Source organism: Paenibacillus ihumii, assembly GCF_001403875.1.
Classification (GTDB): Bacteria; Bacillota; Bacilli; order Paenibacillales; family Paenibacillaceae; genus Fontibacillus; species Fontibacillus ihumii.
The window spans coordinates 296,423-315,513 of sequence record NZ_LN884299.1; the positions used below are offsets into that span (position 1 = coordinate 296,423).

The 19,091-nt window shown below is 50.1% G+C and carries 17 protein-coding genes; 5 read left to right on the top strand and 12 right to left on the bottom strand.

Translation table 11 applies throughout. The features are described 5' to 3' along the window. Position 1 precedes the first annotated feature (1 nt). The 3 genes from BN2762_RS09185 to BN2762_RS09190 form a co-directional block, all read right to left on the bottom strand. Entirely contained in the window at positions 2–739 is a 738-nt protein-coding gene (locus tag BN2762_RS09185; protein WP_055106721.1) for a glycerophosphodiester phosphodiesterase, read from the bottom strand. Positions 740–1,227: 488 nt separating this feature from the next. Next, complete coding sequence (locus BN2762_RS27595) at positions 1,228–1,467, bottom strand: hypothetical protein (protein ID WP_222861049.1); 240 nt, start codon at positions 1,465–1,467, stop codon at positions 1,228–1,230. A 61-nt stretch (positions 1,468–1,528) separates the two neighbouring features. Continuing rightward, positions 1,529–2,080 (bottom strand): flavodoxin family protein, encoded by a 552-nt coding sequence (locus BN2762_RS09190; protein ID WP_083484835.1) that lies wholly within the window; start codon positions 2,078–2,080, stop codon positions 1,529–1,531. Positions 2,081–2,661: 581 nt separating this feature from the next. Here BN2762_RS09190 and BN2762_RS09195 point away from each other — a divergent pair. The 4 genes from BN2762_RS09195 to BN2762_RS09210 all read left to right on the top strand — a co-directional run bounded on the left by BN2762_RS09195 (position 2,662) and on the right by BN2762_RS09210 (position 5,222). Further along, positions 2,662–2,907: a PspC domain-containing protein gene (locus BN2762_RS09195; protein ID WP_316246779.1), complete on the top strand. Its 246-nt coding sequence runs from the start codon at positions 2,662–2,664 to the stop codon at positions 2,905–2,907. A 58-nt stretch (positions 2,908–2,965) separates the two neighbouring features. After that, a complete protein-coding gene (locus tag BN2762_RS09200; protein ID WP_055106722.1) occupies positions 2,966–3,634 on the top strand; it encodes a PspA/IM30 family protein in 669 nt (222 codons plus the stop codon). Positions 3,635–3,960: 326 nt separating this feature from the next. Then, a complete protein-coding gene (locus tag BN2762_RS09205; protein ID WP_230202464.1) occupies positions 3,961–4,305 on the top strand; it encodes a transposase in 345 nt (114 codons plus the stop codon). Then, entirely contained in the window at positions 4,212–5,222 is a 1,011-nt protein-coding gene (locus BN2762_RS09210) for an IS3 family transposase (RefSeq protein ID WP_148499853.1), read from the top strand. The genes BN2762_RS09205 and BN2762_RS09210 overlap by 94 nt, the downstream gene beginning before the upstream one ends. 768 nt (positions 5,223–5,990) lie before the next feature. On the opposite strand, the gene BN2762_RS09215 is transcribed toward BN2762_RS09210, so the two are convergent. The 9 genes from BN2762_RS09215 to BN2762_RS09245 form a co-directional block, all read right to left on the bottom strand. Further along, positions 5,991–6,926 (bottom strand): SPFH domain-containing protein, encoded by a 936-nt coding sequence (locus BN2762_RS09215; protein ID WP_392391573.1) that lies wholly within the window; start codon positions 6,924–6,926, stop codon positions 5,991–5,993. Next, on the bottom strand, positions 6,926–7,360 hold the full coding sequence (locus tag BN2762_RS09220) for an NfeD family protein (protein WP_055106724.1): 435 nt from the start codon (positions 7,358–7,360) through the stop codon (positions 6,926–6,928). The genes BN2762_RS09215 and BN2762_RS09220 overlap by 1 nt, the downstream gene beginning before the upstream one ends. A gap of 399 nt (positions 7,361–7,759) precedes the next feature. Continuing rightward, on the bottom strand, positions 7,760–9,151 hold the full coding sequence (locus tag BN2762_RS09225) for an L-cystine transporter (protein ID WP_055106725.1): 1,392 nt from the start codon (positions 9,149–9,151) through the stop codon (positions 7,760–7,762). A 309-nt stretch (positions 9,152–9,460) separates the two neighbouring features. Further along, a complete protein-coding gene (locus tag BN2762_RS26845) occupies positions 9,461–9,613 on the bottom strand; it encodes a hypothetical protein (protein ID WP_154674766.1) in 153 nt (50 codons plus the stop codon). Beyond that, the gene (locus tag BN2762_RS28045; RefSeq protein WP_262362800.1) at positions 9,610–9,732 is read right to left on the bottom strand and encodes a hypothetical protein; all 123 of its coding nucleotides are present in this window, start codon (positions 9,730–9,732) and stop codon (positions 9,610–9,612) included. The genes BN2762_RS26845 and BN2762_RS28045 overlap by 4 nt, the downstream gene beginning before the upstream one ends. Before the next feature lie 191 nt (positions 9,733–9,923). After that, a complete protein-coding gene (locus tag BN2762_RS09230) occupies positions 9,924–12,011 on the bottom strand; it encodes a methyl-accepting chemotaxis protein (RefSeq protein WP_055106726.1) in 2,088 nt (695 codons plus the stop codon). Positions 12,012–12,257: 246 nt separating this feature from the next. Next, positions 12,258–13,103, bottom strand: a complete 846-nt coding sequence (locus BN2762_RS09235; RefSeq protein WP_055106727.1) for a sugar ABC transporter permease — start codon at positions 13,101–13,103, stop codon at positions 12,258–12,260. Beyond that, positions 13,100–14,401, bottom strand: coding sequence for a sugar ABC transporter permease (locus BN2762_RS09240; protein WP_055106728.1), 1,302 nt, complete (start codon positions 14,399–14,401; stop codon positions 13,100–13,102). Before BN2762_RS09240 ends, BN2762_RS09235 begins: the two co-directional genes overlap by 4 nt. An 83-nt stretch (positions 14,402–14,484) precedes the next feature. After that, complete coding sequence (locus BN2762_RS09245; RefSeq protein WP_055106729.1) at positions 14,485–15,822, bottom strand: sugar ABC transporter substrate-binding protein; 1,338 nt, start codon at positions 15,820–15,822, stop codon at positions 14,485–14,487. A gap of 723 nt (positions 15,823–16,545) precedes the next feature. On the opposite strand from BN2762_RS09245, the gene BN2762_RS09250 reads away from it, so the two are divergent. Beyond that, positions 16,546–18,291: an alpha-glycosidase gene (locus BN2762_RS09250; RefSeq protein ID WP_055106730.1), complete on the top strand. Its 1,746-nt coding sequence runs from the start codon at positions 16,546–16,548 to the stop codon at positions 18,289–18,291. Positions 18,292–19,091 lie beyond the last annotated feature (800 nt).

Below are 19,091 nucleotides of genomic sequence, written 5' to 3' on the forward strand. Positions count from 1 at the left end.
GTTAACCCCCTTCAGCCGCCAGCAGCTCGGCCAAGCGGTCGGGATAATCGGTAATAATGCCTGCTACTCCAGCATGAAGCAACGCCTGCATCTCGCTCTTCTCATTAACCGTAAACGGATGGTACGGCATTCCTTGCTCGGAAGCAGCGGCCACAAGCTCCGGAATGACAGCATAATGGAAGGCATGCAGAGCATCCGCGCCTATTCGCTTCGCATAATCCCATGGCTCATACAGCCCCTCCATATACAAAATACCTGTACGAATCTCCGGAGCAATCCGTTTACACTCCACTAACGAATAATGATTGAAGCTGGAAATGATCACGCGCTCAGCCAGTCCATATCGGCGAACCATCTCGATAACCTTGTTCTCAAGCTCTGGATACCGGACGACCCCGTTCTTCAGCTCCAAGTTAATGATCGTGTCCAGCGGCTTCACGAACTCGAGCAGCTGCTCAAGCGTCGGAATAGTCTCTCCGCGATAATCCTCATGGAACCATGAGCCCGCATCCTTCTCCGCCAGCTCGGCCAGCGTCACGTCCTTAACCCATTCGGGAGATCCGGTCGTGCGGTGCAGCGTCTCGTCATGAATAAGCACCAGCTGTCCGTCCTTCGTCATTTGCACATCGGTCTCGATGCCGTTTGCCCCAAGCTCCAGAGCACGCTTGAATGCGATCATCGTATTCTCGGGACAATGTCCCGCTGCGCCTCGATGCGCAAAATTAATTACATGAGCCATGCTCAACCTCGCCTCCCTCTTATGCTTGCACTTTCCCCTGTAAATTACGCATATAAACTTTCCCCTATAAATTAACCATACGCTTATCATAATCCTGCAATGTTAAAACTGTATAATACGAGAAAATATAAATAGCATTCAAGCAAAAGACGTTTGCATAAAGAAGCGTCCAAAGCCCCCGCTCTCCTCTAAGCTCCGTCTTGCTTTCGGAGCTTCGGAGCGCGTCGGCTCTGGACGCCTATGTTCGTTATTATTCACTCGGCCGCTCAACACACCATTTTTCTTACAATTATGAATTTTGGCAGTCCTAGACCTTCTTCCTAGCCTTCTCAGGGGCCGAACGGCTGCACTTATCCAACTGCCACCGTATATTGGGAACTGTAGGGGCCTGCTGGTCAATCCCTGGCACAAGGCCTGCCTACTGCAAATGCTGTGCGCGAACTGACAAGGGCTGGTACTATCTTGCACTCTGACTGCTGCACTCGGAGCTAACTATGTGGGTGATACAGTACTTGAAACATGACAGCTGTTCTCGGAGCAGCTGATACAGTGCCCGTACCGTGACTGCGCCCGTCGGAACTCAGCAGTTGATACAGTGCCCGTACCGTATCTGCCCCGCTCGGAACTGACCGAGCTGTTGATGTGGTATCCGTCGCAATGCTGTACTCCAGTTGGCTGTCCGGCAGCACAAGTGCATCCTCCGTTGCGGGAAGCTGCGCGGCGCTCACTGGCCGCCGATATGACAGTCCTGCCCCGGTTATCCGAGGTTGCCTTGCCGCCACCGAGGGATTAACGGCCGATCTCCCTTTTCAGCTCATAGTTCAACCACTGCGCCTCGGCCAGCGCCCGTGAATCGTCGGCGATATCACCAGGTCGGCTGGCTTTTCCAATAACGTAGCCCTCCAGCAGCATCCCTACGAAATCAAAGGTATATTTAAGCTGCTGAATCAGCGGCATCGCCTTGATTCGGGGATTGTCTCCCCCTACCACGATAACATAGGCCTTCTTGCTCGCCATGGAAGCCTTGAAATCATACCGTTTATCTCGGAGGCTTTGCGACCAGCGATCAATAAAGTTCTTTAATATTCCCGAGGCCCCATACCAATAAACCGGTGTCGTAAACACGAGAATATCGTGATTCAGCACCTCACGAACAATGCTGTCATAATCATCATCTACCGGGTCAAATCCGCCTTCGTCATGCCTTTGGTCATGTATTGGCAATATTTTTTTCTCCCGGAGATAAATATCCGTCCGCTCCAGACCCTCCAATGCAACCTCCGTCAGCGCTTCCGTATTACCGCCTTGTCTTGTGCTTCCATGCAGCACCACGATCCTCATGACGCCCACTCCTTCACTTTTGTATGGCTTCTCGCTGCCCGCTTACCTTCTCTGCCTTCCTTACCCTGCTACCTTTCTCCTTATCCAGCTTTCTTTCTTCCTTAACCAGTTACCTTTTTCCTCATCCAGCTTTCTTTCTTCCTTAACCAGTTACCTTTTTCCTCATCCGGCTTTCTTTCTTCCTTAACCAGTTACCTTTTTCCTCATCCAGCTTCCATCGGAGCAGCAGTGCCCTCGACTCTTCCTAGGAAGCAGAAGATTATCCTTACCAGCAACCACAACAAGGCACCCGACCACACTTTCCCCGAAAGAGCTCACACTGTACGGCATCACCCGATCATTGTTTCCGCCGAGGCTTCTCACTAACCAACCGGCTACGCCCTTCCGTTTTCACCGTCCCCTCTCAAAAAGTTTATCAACCCAGCCCTTTACCCCCACCTTCGACGAGGAGCAGGCCCGACTATGGTCGAGGTCAAAAACCGTCCCCAGCCCGTTATGCCTCTCCCGGAAAACCGATAAAATAAAGTCATAAACAAACGGATTGCAGCATCCCGATGACAATATATGAAAGTGAGTGAAGTATGATGAAAAAATTATACCGTTCGAGAACAGATAAACAAATTTTCGGCCTCTGTGGAGGTATTGCCCGCTATTTCAACATGGATTCAACCGTGGTTCGTCTGATCGCCCTGATCGCAGCAATTTGCAGCTTCGGAACCGTCGTGGCCGCTTACCTGATCGCCAGCCTGATCGTTCCGAAAGAGCCAGCTGGAATGCATTACGACTACAACGATTATGGATATGACGAGCAGTACTCAAAATTCTAATTCAACTAGTTAATGATTAATATTGTTAAAATTATACAATCGAAAAGGAGTCTTGAACATGAGCATATTAAATAGACTGTCCAACTTGACAAAAGCCACCATTCACGAGGTACTGAACAAATTGGAGGATCCCATCCTGATGACAGGCCAGTACTTGAGAAACCTGGAGGAAGACATTGCAGCAAAGGAGAATTTGCTCCGCGAACGGCAGACGGCGGTCAAAGTGCATGAGCAGAAAAGCCTTGATGCCGAACGCAATGCCCAACTGATGGAGCAAAAAGCTCTCGAAGCCCTATCAGCAGGAAATGAAGAGGCCGCCCGCCGAGCAGCCGCTGCAAAAATCCAGTACCAGGATGATGCCGAGAAGTTTGCAGCTAGCGCCAAACAAGCCAAGAGCCAGGTTTTTGAGCTGGAGATGCGCTTGAAGGATGCGAAGGAAGAGCTCGTCCGGCTTAAGGAAAAACGGAAAGAGCTGGCGGAACGCGCCCGTAAAGTAGAGGAATCGAACCGTACGGAAAGTCCGAATTTCAGCCACGGCACCTATAGCGGAGCTGCGGCAAGAGGCTTCGAGCGTATGGAGGAGAAAATCTCCGAATGGGAGGCCGGCATGGCCAAATCCGGCTACAGCCCCTTCTCCGCAGACACACCGAACCCGGACAACGACCCGGCCGTAAACGATGAATTGCAGCGTTTGAAAAATCAGCTGTCCTCCGATAAAAACAAATAATCGGCTCATCGCATCAACAAGAAAAACACTCCCTTGGAGTTAAATGGATTAAGCTAATAAGAGGATATTATGTTCAATATACGAACATATATCCTCTTTTCTCGCATAGAACGTATATTTGTCTTTAAAAGATTGATGTGACCAAACACGCTCTCCACCTCCCTTTACGCCGAGCATTAATCGCGAATTTCATGTTCTGGCGGACATGAATCGCAGATTTCTCATTCTAGCGAGCATGAGTCACGGAGGCTTCTCGTTCTAAATGGATTTATCTATTTAGCCCCCTAATCCAATTGGACACTCTAATCCACCTCAGATACACTAAAATGAGTGAGGAGTTAGAATCCATGAAAAGACGATTTAGGTGCCCCAATGAAACGAAGAAGGAGCTTGTGGTAGAGGTGCTCTCGGGTTATCGGACGGAGATAGTAGCCCGGAAGCATGGAATGTCTCCTAGAACGTTAAGCCAGTGGGTTCGCCAGTATCAAGATGAGGTGGGTGACCTTATGAAAAAGAAGCAAAACGATGCAGAAAAAATGAAGCAGGATGCAGCCAATTTCAAGGAACTAGAGAAGAAATACAACGATGCCATGAAGCTACTAGGCGAAAAAGAGCTCGAGAACAGCATTCTACGAGACCTGGTAAAAAAAAAGTATCCCGATTGGAAGTAGCTATCTATTGGATTCAGCAAGGGTATCCCGTTCAAAAGGTGCTCCTTCTATGTGGAGTCCCACGTTCAAGTTACTACTATCGCCTAAAGCATCCTGAACGCCAGCAGCCAGTCAGCAGCGGTCGGCCTGTTCCAGGCTTCTCCTATGACAAGGATGGAAAAAAGGTAGGAGATGCTCGCATTAAAGGATACCTCAGACGCTTGATTCAAGGCCTTAACGCTGCCTTCGGCTATCGGAAGCTGACGACGTTGTTGCGGCGAAAATACCGGCTAATTATTAACAAAAAGAAGACCTACCGTCTCTGCAAAGAAATGGGGATTCTCCATCCACAGCGAGAGTTGAAAAACCCCGTACCTAAAAAGCTCGCCAATAACCGTATTGTGAGCGGACCAAACCAGCTATGGCAAATGGATATTAAGTATGGTTACGTAGCCGGCAAACGCCGACATTTCTACCTGGCCAGCATCATTGACGTGTTTGACCGGAGCATTGTCGCCCATTACCGTGGAAAGGTCTGCAGCACAGAAGACATTTTGCGTACGATCCAGAAGGCGCTTTTTAAACGTAGAATCCACGAACAAGAACACAAGTTGGTGATCCGGACGGATAATGGGCCGCAGTTCATTAGCAAAGCGTTCCATGCCTTTTGCGAGCAAGCGGGGTTAGAGCATGAAAGGATCCCCAACCAAACGCCAAACAAGAATGCTTTTATTGAGTCGTACCACAGCATTGTAGAGCAAGAATGCTACCAGCGGAATTGTTTTGAAACCTACGAAGAGGCTTTTGCAGTGGTCGACCGATTTATTCGATACTACAACACAGAACGCATCCACGGCAGTCTCTACGATTGGCCGCCCAAGGAATACTTGCGTTTAGTCACCGCGGGCTTGATTAACCCAAAGAAAATTGCGCTATAATGTGATTTCCTAAGTATGATGTGGAAAGTGTCCAAACTTAGGGGGTTGAACCGTTATAGTAGTTAATTTCTGCAGCAAAGAAAGGAAAGCAGATTTAAATGGATTTCATGTCATTAGAAGAAGGGAACTGTCGATCATGGGCGGAATTCTTGATGTTAGGCACATAAAATCCAACTATTCCCCTAAAACGTTCGTATAGAGCATAATTAGATACATGAATTCCATTTAGTGTTCGTTCGAGTTCACTGGCTTATACAACATAGGATAAAGAGCGGCTTTAGTGTTCGGTTCGATAGCTTATACAACATGGACAAAGAGCGGACTTTAGTGTTCGACTTCGATAGCTTGTACAGCATAGGCTAAAGAGCGCGGTCTTAGTGTTCTGTTCGATAGCTTATACAACATAGGATAAAGAGCTAGCTTAGCGTTCGAGTCCGATAGCTTATATAAAATAAGTCAAAGAACGGACTTTAGTGTTCGAGTTCAACAGCTTAAATAGGATGAGCTAAAGAATAGGATGCAGGCAAGGAGAAACTGATTCCTCAACATTGATTCGTCAAATTTGATTCTTTAAAATTGATTCCTCAGCATTGATTCCTCAGCATTGATTCCTCAAAAAAAGGCTTCCGCAAAAACAATTTTGCAGAAATCGATAGCTTTCTGAAAAAAAGGGGCGCCCCTCAGCCATCAATGATGACTTCTGGAACACCCATTCCTTTAATTCATCTGACTTTTTAATTTAGGCAATGATTACTTCTACTTCTACTTCTACTTCTTGCCTTCCTTGCTCTTGAACATTTCACCGATCGCGCCGATGCTGCCCAGCGTCTCGATCGCGTTCGAAGGAATAAATACCTTGTTCGCCGATCCTTTGGACACTTCGGTCAATGCCTCGAAGGAACGGTACGCGAGCACCTGCTCATCCAAGCCAGCTTCGCGTAGCATCTGGATTCTGGCCTTCTCTGCCTCGGCAACCGCTTCAATCGCCTTGGCTTCCCCAAGCGCTTCCAGCTCTTGAGCTTGACGCAGACCTTCCGCTTCGCGAATACGCGCTTCTTTGTCACCCTCGGCCTTCAGGATCTTACTTTGCTTATCCCCTTCCGCGCGAAGGATCATGTCTTGCTTCGCCGCTTCCGCCTCGAGGACGATGGCCCGCTTGTTCCGCTCGGCCTTCATTTGCTTATCCATTGCATCCTGGATATCCAACGGAGGCTTAATATCGATAACCTCTACCCGTTCGATCCGCACGCCCCACTTCTCAGTAGCTTCATCGAGGGCAATCCGGATATCGGAGGAAATTTTCTCCCGGCCGGACAGCGTCTCGTCGAGCTCCATCTTACCGATGATTTGACGCATTGTTGCCGTCGTAATGTTGCGAACACCGTATACGTAATCAGAGATTCCGTACGTTGCTTGCTCCGGTCCGACGACCTGATAGAAAATGATTGTATCGATTTGAACTTGAACATTATCCTTCGTAATAACGGTTTGCGGCGGCACGTTGGCCTGTTGGATCCGCAGATCGTGATACACCCGAACATGGTCGAAGACCGGAATCAGGATGTTCAGACCCGGAGTCAGCAGGCGGTGGAATTTACCGAGCCGCTCTACAACTCCGACGCGCTGTTGAGGCACGATTTTTACTGTAAGCGAAATGAATACAAATACGACGACGACGACAACGACGATAATCGCCCATTCCATTAAATGAATTCCTCCCATCTTTCTACTTCGATAATTGTACTTCCCCTTTTCATTACCCTCACCAGCTCATCCTTTCCGATTTGCTGAGTCGACGTGGCGCTCCATGTATCTCCCCCGATTTTCACGATGCCATACTGGCCCGGTTCGATCGCTTCAACCACGACTCCCTGTCTCCCCACAAGCTCGGTACCAGCATCCTCGTACCCTTTGGACGCCCGCAGTCTCTTCGCTAGCGGTTTCGTAAATGCTGTCAGCACAAGCGCGACTACGCAGCCAGTAATGACCTGGAGCAGGATAGCATCCGGAGCAATCCAGGCTACCACGGCAGCCGCAGCCGCCCCGATACTCATCCATAGAAGGTAAAAGGTTAAAGTCATCATTTCAAGCACTAACAATATCCCGGCGGCAATCAGCCAAATTACCCATGCATGCATCTACCGATACACCACCTTTCTCACATGTATAATAGTATATACGGCGTTCCAGGCAAAAAGTATCAAGAATTAAAACCCTATTGTGCAAATACTTAGCAAGCAATAGAGAAAACACTCTCTCCATTCACCCTTATTTTCAAGAATACCAAAAACAAGCCGATTTCACAGTTAATTTCTTCCTGTATTAAACATGGAATCTTAACAATAAAAACGTCATGGGCGTACTTTAAAAGGGAAAACGGCCGCATCGGGTATTAAATGATCTAGCTCCGCTAAAAATATATTAATTTGAAAGAACGAATGAGGGCACTTCTTACCTAATGTAAAAGACAGCCCAAGGATATCCCTCAAGCTGTCTTCTTTTCAGGTAAATCTTGCGTCGCTATTGGATGCAGGCTCCTACGCCTGGGCTACATCGATATCGACATGGCGCTTGAACGCCTCTAGATCGTTCTCGCCAAGCGTCTTTCCGGTAATCACACCAGCCGCAATCGAGCCATTCACATTCAGCGCCGTGCGTCCCATATCAATTAGCGGCTCGACGGAGATCAGGAGACCCGCCAGGGCTACCGGCAGATTCATCGTAGACAGGACGATCAGGGAAGCAAAGGTCGCTCCGCCGCCAACGCCGGCGACTCCGAAGGAGCTGATCATGACGACAAGGATCAGGGTAAGAATGAAATCCCAGCTTGTAGGGTTAATGCCTACCGTCGGCGCAATCATAACAGCGAGCATCGCCGGATATATGCCGGCGCAGCCGTTCTGGCCAATCGTCGCCCCGAAGGAAGCCGACAAATTCGCAATGCCGTCAGACACGCCAAGCCGCTTCGTTTGCGTCTCGACGTTCAGAGGAATCGTCGCTGCGCTTGAGCGCGAAGTAAAGGCGAACACAAGCGTCGGCAGAACTTTTCTAACGTATTGCACCGGATTGTATCCGAAAATGGCCAGCAGGATAAGATGAATGATGAACATGGCAATCAGAGCTACATAAGAGGCCCCGACGAATTTGATCAGCTTCAGAATTTCCTGCGGATTCGTCGTTGCCACTGTATTCGTAATAAGCGCAAGAATGCCGTAAGGCGTCAGCCTTAGCACGAGCGTTACGATACGCATGACGACGGCATACAGCGCATCCACCATCTTGCGGAACGTCTCTGCTTGCTCCGGCTTCTTCCGGTCCAGTCCCAGCACAGCAACGCCGATAAATGCGGAGAAAATAACGACCGCAAGCGTAGATGTACTCCGTGCGCCTGTCATGTCAGCGAAAGGATTTGTCGGAATGAAATCGAGGATTTGCTGCGGAATTGTTCTATCCGCCACATCCCCAAGGCGCTGCTCCAGCTTCGCGCCGCGCTCGATTTCACGTTCTCCGGCCGGAATCTCCAGCGCCTTCAAATCAAAGCTAAGCGTAGTAATGATACTTACCGAAGCGGCAATTGCCGTAGTGATCAGCAGCACAGCGATGATCAGTCCGCTGATTTTGCCGAGATTCTGTTTTCCCTTCAGCTTCATAATTGCAGATATGATCGATACCATGATCAGCGGAATAACGACCATTTGCAGCAGACCGACATAACCGCGGCCAACAATATTGAACCAGTCTGCCGATTTCCCGATGACCGCAGAACCGGGCGGAAAAATCAGCTGCAGCGCCACACCGAACAGAATGCCCAGCCCCAGCCCGGTGAATACTCGTTTTGTGAAGGATATATGTTTCCTCTGCATCCAGAAAAGGATGCCGATCAATATGAGCATAACCGCTATGTTAAGAATGATTTGCAAAGTTTCCATCTTTAAACTCCCCCTTTTACTTAATATTTGACCATGGGTTGTCATTTATTAAGTTCATTACAGACGTTATATTATCACAAACACGACTAAATAGATAGGATTAATTTATTATAATATTTCAATCCGTTTTTCCTGTACTTTTTTTATAAAAATAAGGTTTCTCCTTCATATTACCTTTGCTGTAACGTATATATTCCACATCCATTTTTCGGTTAATATTTCAAAGACGAACCGCTTTGATGCAAAACAAAAACTGGGAGTTCCATCCAGTTCAGAGGACAGCTCCTCTTTTTTCGTTATAACCATTCCCTAAGAAGCTGACGCACAGCTCCAGAGACAGTACCTGCCGTTGCTCCTGCCCTTGCTCTTGCCGTTGCTCTTGCCGTTGCTCTTGCCGTTGCTCTTGCCGTTGCTCTTGCCGTTGCTCTTGCCGTTGCTCTTGCCGTTGCCCCTAAAGTTCATCTTACTTTTACTTTTACTTTTACTTTTACTTTTACATTTATCTTTACTTCTACTTCTACATTTACTTTACGTTCGAGGAGCGCAGCTTCTTCCCTTACTCTTTCTAACGCTGCATACACCGGTTCGCCTGCTCTTCATAAGCTGCATTAGGCATCTTGCTGGCCCTTCTGCACGACAGAGCCCAATGCTTACTCCCTAAGAAGTATGAACTACTTTGCCAGCTCTCTCTATGCAGCATCAGCTTCAGCTGCTTTTTCTGCTCTTCTCCTGAACGGCAAAAAGCCAGGCGACATGGCCTGGCTTACTCGCTCTATACTCGCGACACTGTCTTGTCCGCGCCTTCGGAGCCGGTCTGAAAGGAGCCCAGCGATTGCTTCAGCGTCTCCGACAGTCCCTCCAATCGGTTGGACAGTCCGACCAGCGCCTCACTGACTCTGAACTGCTCGGAGGACATCGAGGCTACCTCCTCCGTAGATGCCGTCGTTTGCTGCACAACAGAGCTTACGCTGGCAATGAATTCGGACAGCACCTGCTGCGAGGCCCGCAGCTCATGAACCGATGCTGAAGAGCTCTGAATATCAGTAACGAACCTTGCCATTTCCTCGGACACCTTCTGAAAAATCATGGAAGCTTCCTTCACCGACAGCAGCTGTTCTCCGAACAGCGGGGTAACCTGCATCAAGACGTTGACCGTTTCCTCGATTGCCTGCTGAATTTCCTCCGTCATCGCCGACACAGTCTGTATAGCGTCATTTGAACCTGCTGCCAGCTTGCGGATTTCCTCGGCGATGACCATGAAGCCTTTGCCTGCCGCGCCGACTCTCGATGCCTCTATAGAAGCATTAAGAGAGAGAATATTCGTCTGCTTCGTCATCTCTACCATCGGCTTAAGAATGTTCCGGATAGAATGGGTGCTTTGACTCAGCTTCGCTGAATTCTCTTCAATTAGCCCGGTCATCCGGGACACCGACTCCGTCTTTTCGACCAAGTTGTCCATATATTCCCGGCCCTGCCGGCTGACTTCAATGACCCTCCCGGCGGATATATCCATGGCAGAGTTCAGGCTCATGACTTTACCCATTTGCCTGCCGATTCCGCCTGCGATATCCACGCCCTTCTCCGCTTCAACTGCCAGATTCGCTGCGCCGGCAGCGATCTCCCCGGTAGCCGAAGCAATCTCGCCTGCAAACTGCGAGGTATCCCTTGAAGCCTTGGCCAGATGCTCCGCTGTAGTCAGCAGCTCCCCGGCGGATGTATTGGTCCGGGAGACCAGCAAGGATATTTGCTCCAGCATTCTGTTAAAGCTCTGCCCAAGCCGCCCGATTTCGTCCCGGCTCGTAAAATTCGTCCTCACCCTGAGGTTCCCCCGCTCCCCTTCCTCCATTAACAGGCACAGCTTGCTGAGCGGTTTGCCAACCATCCGGAATAGATAATACCCAAGGGTCAGAGCGACCAGGATGGCTAGAAGCAGAACGAATACCGTAATCCATATCAGCTTGTCCGCCGCCCGGAGAAAATCGCTTTCGGGAGCATACCCGATAATCCGCCAATCCACGGATTGGAGCTGCCTGTATACGACAAGCTGCTTAACTCCAGCTTCATCCCTTGTCGTGAAGAAGGGCTCTGTGCTCTGCAGTTGCCCTTCGTCCAGTCCGATATGCGATTTCGCCTCGATCAGCTCTTGATCCGGCGCATGAACAATGGTGTTATCCGCGGTTAAAATCCGAACCTCGCCGGACCGGCCAATTTTTAGATTGGATAGAGTCTGCAGCAATGCCTCATCCTTGATCTCGATGAGAAGTATGTATTCGGCCTCCGGGAACTTCAAGTTTTGCAGCAATCTTCCCATGGTCACCGACGGCCTGGCGTAGGTCTCGAAGAAGCCTTTCTTCAGCCCGGGAATCCAGACCGGCTTGCCCTGTGCACTCTGTATCGCTGTGATTCTTGCTTTGACGGAAGCCTCGCTGCTCGGAGCGCTGGCGCCGGAGCTCGCATACGTATTCGAGAGGTTCCCCGGCGAAATAAGGCGGATGCCCACCAAGCGGTCATCCGAGCCCCGCATGGCGTCCAGCTTGCTGCGAATCCGCGTCTCCGCCTCCGTTTTCTTGATAATATCGACATTCGGCCTGATAACGGTCTCCAGATCGGCCCTTAGCATTTGATCGACGGCAAGCTGCCGCGAAATCGCTTCATATTCCGCAAGCAATAAATCCAGCTTGTCCGCCGCCTGCTCAATCGCCTGCGATGACGCGAGCCCTACCTGTCCGCGGATGATCTGCTTGGACATCAGGTACGAGCTGATGCCAAGCACGGCAGACAAGAGCACGACCGTAGCAAATAAAACGATGAAAATTTTTACGCCGACCGACTGAAGCTGAATCCGGCCCCAACGCTTCATTGTGTTAGTCCCCCCTAAGTGATAAATTCGGTGGCTCTATGACATTCTTTATATTTTTCAAAAAAAGGTATAGTCTCCGAATAACCGAGTCTATACCTTGTGTAATCCGATTAAAATATGTTGGACTCATGCTTTGCACCCTAGCTCGGCCTTAGCCTCCTGGACAAGCATCTGTACCGCATCGACAGCCATAACTGCAACATGCTTTAGACTCCGCTCTCGATGCGGCTTTTGCCATGGCACCCATCAGCCCTTGCTTGCCCCGGACGTAAGTCCATCTACAAGCAGACGCTGCATGAACATGAACAGAATCGTAATCGGCACGGCGATGAGCACTGCTCCGGCAGCGAACATCGTAAAGTTCGAGTTCTGATTGGCCTGAACCATGTCCCACATGCCAACCGCGACCGTCCATTTATCCTTGCTCCGCAAAATCAATCTGGCAAAAATAAAGTCCACCCACGGGCCGACAAACTGCAGCAGAGCCATATAGGTCAAGATCGGCTTGGAGAGCGGCAGGATAACCGATGTGAATATCCGGAAGTTGCTCGCCCCGTCTATCCGGGCTGCCTCGTCGAGAGAGCGCGGAATCGTGTCGAAGAATCCTTTGGCGATCAGCGTCATCCCCAATGGAGCCCCCGCCGCATAGACCAGGATCAGAGCCAGATGCGTATCGAGCAGCTGCATCTCCTTCAGCAGCAGGAAGATGGCAATCATGCTCATGAAGCCCGGGAACATCCCGAGCACTAAAATGACGGATAGCGCATTCTGCCGCCCTTTAAAACGGAACCGCGATACGGCATAGCTCGTTAGCAAGGTCAGCGTTACGCCAAGCAGCATCGAAAATATGGACACCTTCAGCGTATTCATGTACCACTGCGGGAACAGAATCGTCCTGGAATTAAACAGCTCAACATAATGCTTGAGCGTAAGCGTCTCTGGCAGCAGGGTCTTGCTGTAAAGAGACGTCCCCGGCCGCAGCGAGCCGAACACGATCCAGAGGGCGGGGTAAATGGCGCAGATCCCCAGGATCCCCAAGGTAATGTAACTAGCTGTTAATCGTATGTAATTCCGAATTTTTCGCCTGCTCATTGGATCATGTCCTCCTCTTTAAACGACTTCGTCCTGCGATAGTTATAAATTGAGAATGAGGCGATGATCAGGAATATGATAATGCCGACTGCGGAAGCCATATTGTACCTGTTCTGGTTCAAGGTCAATTTGTAGAGCCAGGTAACGAGCAAATCCGTAGCTCCGGCGTATTGGTAATCCCCCTTGACCGGGTCTCCTCCCGTCAGCAGAAAAATCATATTGAAATTATTGATGTTGCCGGCAAACTGCGCAATAAGCGTAGGCGCCGTCGTGAACAGGATCATCGGCAAGGTAACGATGCGGAACTTCTGGTAGCCGCTAGCCCCATCCACCTCGGCGGCTTCGTACATATCCCGGGGGATCGTCGTCAGCACGCCCATGATCAGGAGCATCGATACTGGAATTCCTACCCACATATTGACGATAATGACCGTGACCTTAGCCCAGAAAGGATCGGTAAGCCACGGCAGTCCAGATAAGCCAAAGTAGCCGAGATACTGATTGATCGGACCGAACTCGCCGTTAAACATGTTTCTCATCACCAGCAGTGAAATCAGCTGCGGAATCGCGTACGGAAGAATCAGGATCGTTCTCCAGAACCCTTTGAAGCGAATGCCCTTCTGATTAATCAGTAGCGCGACGAGCAGGCCTCCGAAATAAGTCGTCACCGTGGACAAAACGGCCCAGATGACCGTCCACGTTAGTACCCCGTAGAAGGTATGGCTCCAGGTTTTGAGTGCGAGCAGGTTTTTGAACGTTTCAAAGCCGACCCAATCGACCAGCTTGCCCGGAGGCACGTGGTTCGGCGCTGAATAGTTGGTAAAGGCGATCATCACCATGAAAATAATCGGCATAATCGTAAAGAATAATATTCCCATGGCGGGAATGCTCAGGAACGCCTGCGCAAATTTATAATCGAGAACATAACGAACCGATTGCTTGAAGTTGTGGACCGGTTTGCCCTCGTCGCGCTGCGCGCCTATTTTTCCCGCATCCCGTATATTAATGTAATAAGCGATCAAGAACACGATGAGATAGATAAGCGTGATCAAGCTTTGAATTAAAATAAAGATGGAATGGTCATACTCTCCGGGCTGCAAGTTCGCGGAGGTCCGCGGATTCTCGCCTAGCGTGACGATTCCCCAAAGCGCATATCTCAGATTCAGGATAAAATAAATCACAGATGCGGCTTCAAACGCGATCAGCAGCGCACCCTTTACGTATTGCCTGTTATAGATCTGGCCGAGGCCCATCAAGAGTGACGACAGTATTGTTGCCCGTGTTCGGTGTCGGCTCATTTCTCCTCCTTCTCCTCTCCCTTGATCATCAAAGGAATTACCCGCCGCAGGTTGCGGCGGGTGATCCCGCTAAGGCCGAAAAATTACTCCGCAGCCAGTCCGTTGTTCAAATCCTTGATTTGTGTAATGGCTTTTTCCATTGCCGTCTTAGGATCGGTTTTGTTATCCCAAATGTCAGCCAAAGCTGCGTTGACAGGCGCCCACACGTTTCCGATTTCCGGAATTGAAGGCATCGGCTCCGAATTTTTGGCCTGCTCGGCAAAGCCGGATACGATCGGATCGTTCTTGATTTGGTCGGCCTCCAGCGCTTCGAGGTTCGTAGGCACCGAGCCGATCTTCTCATTCAGCAGCAATTGCGCTTCCTTGGTCGTAGCAAATTGGGCATACAATTTCGCGGCATTCGGATATTTCGCAAAAGAGCTTACCGTGTAAATTTTAATGCCGGAGAAAGTAATAGCCGTCTTTCCGTTAACCGCAGGGATCGGGGCAATCGCCAGATTGTCGCCGAGAGCTTCCTTGTAGCCAGCAACCTCCCACGGTCCATTTATGTCCATTGCTACATCTCCTGCACCGAACAAGCCGCGTTTGATATCCGGGTTAATGTCCCCGCTCTTGACCGGCAGAATTTCAGCCAGGCTTTGATATACCTTCATGCTCTCAGCTACGCCTTCCTTGGCGAGGCCGATATCATCCTTGTTTGTACCGTTGTCTCCGAAAAGATATCCGCCGCCGCTAGCAATAAACGGATAGTTGAAGTACATATTGCCCGTCTCCCACATCAGGGCGTATTTTTTCTTGGACTTATCCGTAAACGTCTTGCCGAATTCGATTAATTCCTCAAAGGACTTGGGCGGCTCCGGAACGAGCGATTTGTTGTAGAACAAAGCGGTCGTCTCAGCCGCTCTCGGGTAGCCGTACAGCGTTCCATCATATGTAGCGCCGATGATTGAAGCCTCGGTATTGTTCTTCTTCGTCTCCTCCGCAAAGACGTCATTCTCCAGAATTAATCCCGATGTAGCTGCATTCCCCAGTTGATCATGCGGAATAATGACCACGTCTGCGCCTAATCCGGAAGGTCCGTCCGTCGTTAACTTGCCCACTTGATCGGTAGCGGCTACTTCTTCAATCTTCACCTTAACGCCGTACTTCTCCTCAAACTGTCTGGCGATCTCCTCGGTAAAGGCAACCTCTTCTCTGCTCTCCCACACCAGAAGCTCTGCTCCCTCCTCTGGCACCAGCTCTCCATCCTGCACCGCTGCATTATTCCCCTTATTGCTATCCGCTGCATTTGACGGCGCAGGAGTATTCACGTTATTCCCCCCGCCGCTATTGCCCTTTGTTCCGCAGGCGGTCATGGATGCGGCCAAGGTCAGTGCTGCGGCCAGTATCAGCGCTTTTCTAAATGGTTTTTTGAACTTCATAAAGCTAACCCCTCCTAAGAAAAATTATTACGCTTACAAATGCGGAAAATGCGCAAACGATTTCAAAAAGTTCGCTGGTCATGTCTTTCTGATATGTATATTTTGAAATCTCAACCATATTCCTGATTGGAAAGCGCTTTATCCTCGCCCACATCATACAATACAATAAATCCTTTGTAAAAACGTTTGCACATAGCATTTATCCCATATTACTTTGTGTTTATTCCATAAATCTCATTAATTCTCTCTTTTTCGCACAATACCTCGTGTTTTTCGGAATTGTTTGGGGTAAAGTTTGCTTTGCAGTAGTTCACAGCAGCTACAAAACCAGATATAATGCGGTATATTCAGCCCTTCTTGGTTAATCAAATCTATTAGCCGCGTCTTACCCGCGTCAAAATTTCAGGTGTTTTTTTATGACTTGTGCAATGGTTTGAACAATGCTATAATCCATCCATGAATGCGGTTAATTCATTGCTGACGCTGCATTTCAACCATACAAACTGAAGGCGCTGTTCTCTAAAGGGTACATCCTCGGCTGCTGAATTTAGCCTTGGTGTGCCTTTTTTAGCTAGCCGCCCTCTGTCTTTCCCCGCGGATTGCCAGCGGATAAGAGAATCACTCGTTTGGAGTATAGAATTACCGTGTTTCGATCCATACTTAACCCATTAATTACGCGCGGGTTCTGTGCTCATATCACTCAATGTTTAGGAGGAATCATTCATGCTACTCGAAGCTGTCTACCACCGTCCCAAACTGAACTGGTCCTATGCCTACGACCGGGAGACGATCCATCTTCGCCTGCGGGCCAAAAAAGATGACCTTACCCATGTTTATGCCTATACCGGCGACAAATACATATGGGATCAGAGCAAGGAATTAATTCCGATGTCCAAAATGGCCTCCGACGAGCTGTTCGACTATTGGGCGTGCACCGTCAAGCCGCCCTACCGCCGCTTGAAATACGGATTCCTGCTGCAAAAGGGCGAGGAGCAAGTCTGGATGACGGAAAGCGAATTTTCCAAGGAACGCCCGGCCGTCCCGGACCGGCTGTTTGACTATCCTTATATCAATCCGGCGGATGTGTTCAGCGTGCCGGAATGGGTTAAAGATGCGGTATTCTACCAGATCTTCCCGGAGCGCTTCGCCAAGGGCGACCCGAGCCTGGACCCGGAGAACGTCCTGCCTTGGGGCGGCAAGCCGGAGCGGCATAACTTTTTTGGCGGGGATCTGCAAGGGGTCATCGATCATCTCGACCATTTGAGTGAGCTGGGGATTAACGCGATTTATTTCACGCCTATTTTTGAGGCTACCACCAATCATAAATACGATACGGCCGATTATATGAAGGTCGATCCGCATTTCGGGGATACGGAGACGCTGAAGAAGCTGGTCAAGGCATGTCATGAACGCGGTATTCGCGTCCTGCTGGATGCAGTCTTCAACCATTCGGGCAAAACGTTCGCCCCCTTCGTCGACGTCCTGGAAAAAGGCGAGAAGTCCCGCTACAAGGACTGGTTCGTCGTCCATGAATTCCCGCTGCAGGTCAAGGACGGAGTGCCGACCTATGATACGTTTTCTTTTGAGCCGCATATGCCCAAGCTGAACACGGAGAACCCCGAGGTCAAGGAATACTTGCTGAAGGTTGCTGAATATTGGATCAAAGAGGCTGGAATCGACGGCTGGCGCCTGGATGTCGCCAACGAGGTTGACCATCAGTTCTGGCGGGATTTCCGGAAGGTTGTGAAAAAAGCCAACCCGGATGCTTACATTCTGGGCGAAATCTGGCATGAATCGTCCGGCTGGCTGCAGGGCGACCAATTCGACGCGGTGATGAACTATCCGTTCACCGAGGCTGTGCTGGATTTCATCGTCCGCCGTTCCCTCGACTCGGCAGGATATGCGAATGCGATCGGCAAACAGCTGTCCCGCTATCCGCAGCAGGCAAGCGAGGTGGCCTTCAACCTGCTGGACAGCCACGACACGCCGCGCCTTCTCACGCTCTGCGAGGGCAACAAGGACCTGATGAAGCTGGCCGCGATTCTTCTGTTCACCTACAGCGGCACGCCGTGCATTTACTATGGCGATGAGATCGGCCTTGACGGCGACCAGGATCCCGGCTGCCGCAAATGCATGGAATGGGATCCCGCCAAGCAGGATCTCGATCTGTTCGCCTTCTACCAGAAGCTGATCGCCATTAGGAAGGAGCTGCCTGCGCTCCGTACCGGCTCCATCCACTTCCTCGTGGCGGAGGCAAAAGGAAGCAAGCTGGCCTATGAGCGCCGCCTGGGCGAGCAATCTGTGCTCGTGCTGCTGAACAACGACAGCACCGGCCAGACGATCCAGGTCGAAGCCGGCGGCGAGGCCTGGGCAAGCGCGTTCGACGGCCGTGAATGGCCAACGCAGCGCGGCACGCTCTCCGTCAAGCTGCCAGCCTACGGCTATGCCATCTTGACGAGAGCGAGATAGGCGCCCGGGGCGCTGCCTGTACAGGCAGCGCCTTGCTGCGCTACGGCGCTGGGGCGGGACGCGAGGGCGTTGGTGATTAGCAGGGCAAGATTGTCCGGCGACAGCAACACTTGCTCCTAGGCCACTATTAACCCGAACTGGCTTACTCTCCAGGGCCACTAGTTGGCGTCGGCTGGACTTGAGGGCACCGGGTCAAGTCGACCATGCATGCGCTGGACTAGGGCACGGGCTAACAATACCATTGAAAGGCTAGTGACTGACTTAACGGACAGAGAATCCGCTATTTACCAAAAACTCGCCATTTTCCGATACTAACGGACTCAGAAGCCCTTATTGGGCTTTTTTCCGTGTCTTTTTCGATGATTTCACCATAATAGCGGAACCAGTGTCCGTTAGGTCCAAAAAAACTACATTTTAGGCAATATAGCGGATTCTAGGTCCGTTAGAAACGTAACGCGTACAACAGTAAGCTCACGTGGAGCAGCATGCTCAGTAACATTAATCAATCACCAGCCAGCAACTACCGCAGTAACACATCCAGTAGCAACTCCAGCGACATATCTAGTAACATGCGTAGTAGCACGTACATCCATAGGCTCAGCAATATATCATCAGTAACAGGAACAATAACAGACACAATAACACATCCAGTAGCAACTCCAGCGACTTGTCTAGAAACTTGCTAGTAACACGTACATCAACGGGATCAGTAATATATCATCAGTAACAGGAACAAATACAGACACAGTAACACATCCAGTAGCAACTCCAGCGACAAGTCTAGAAACTTGCGTAGTAAC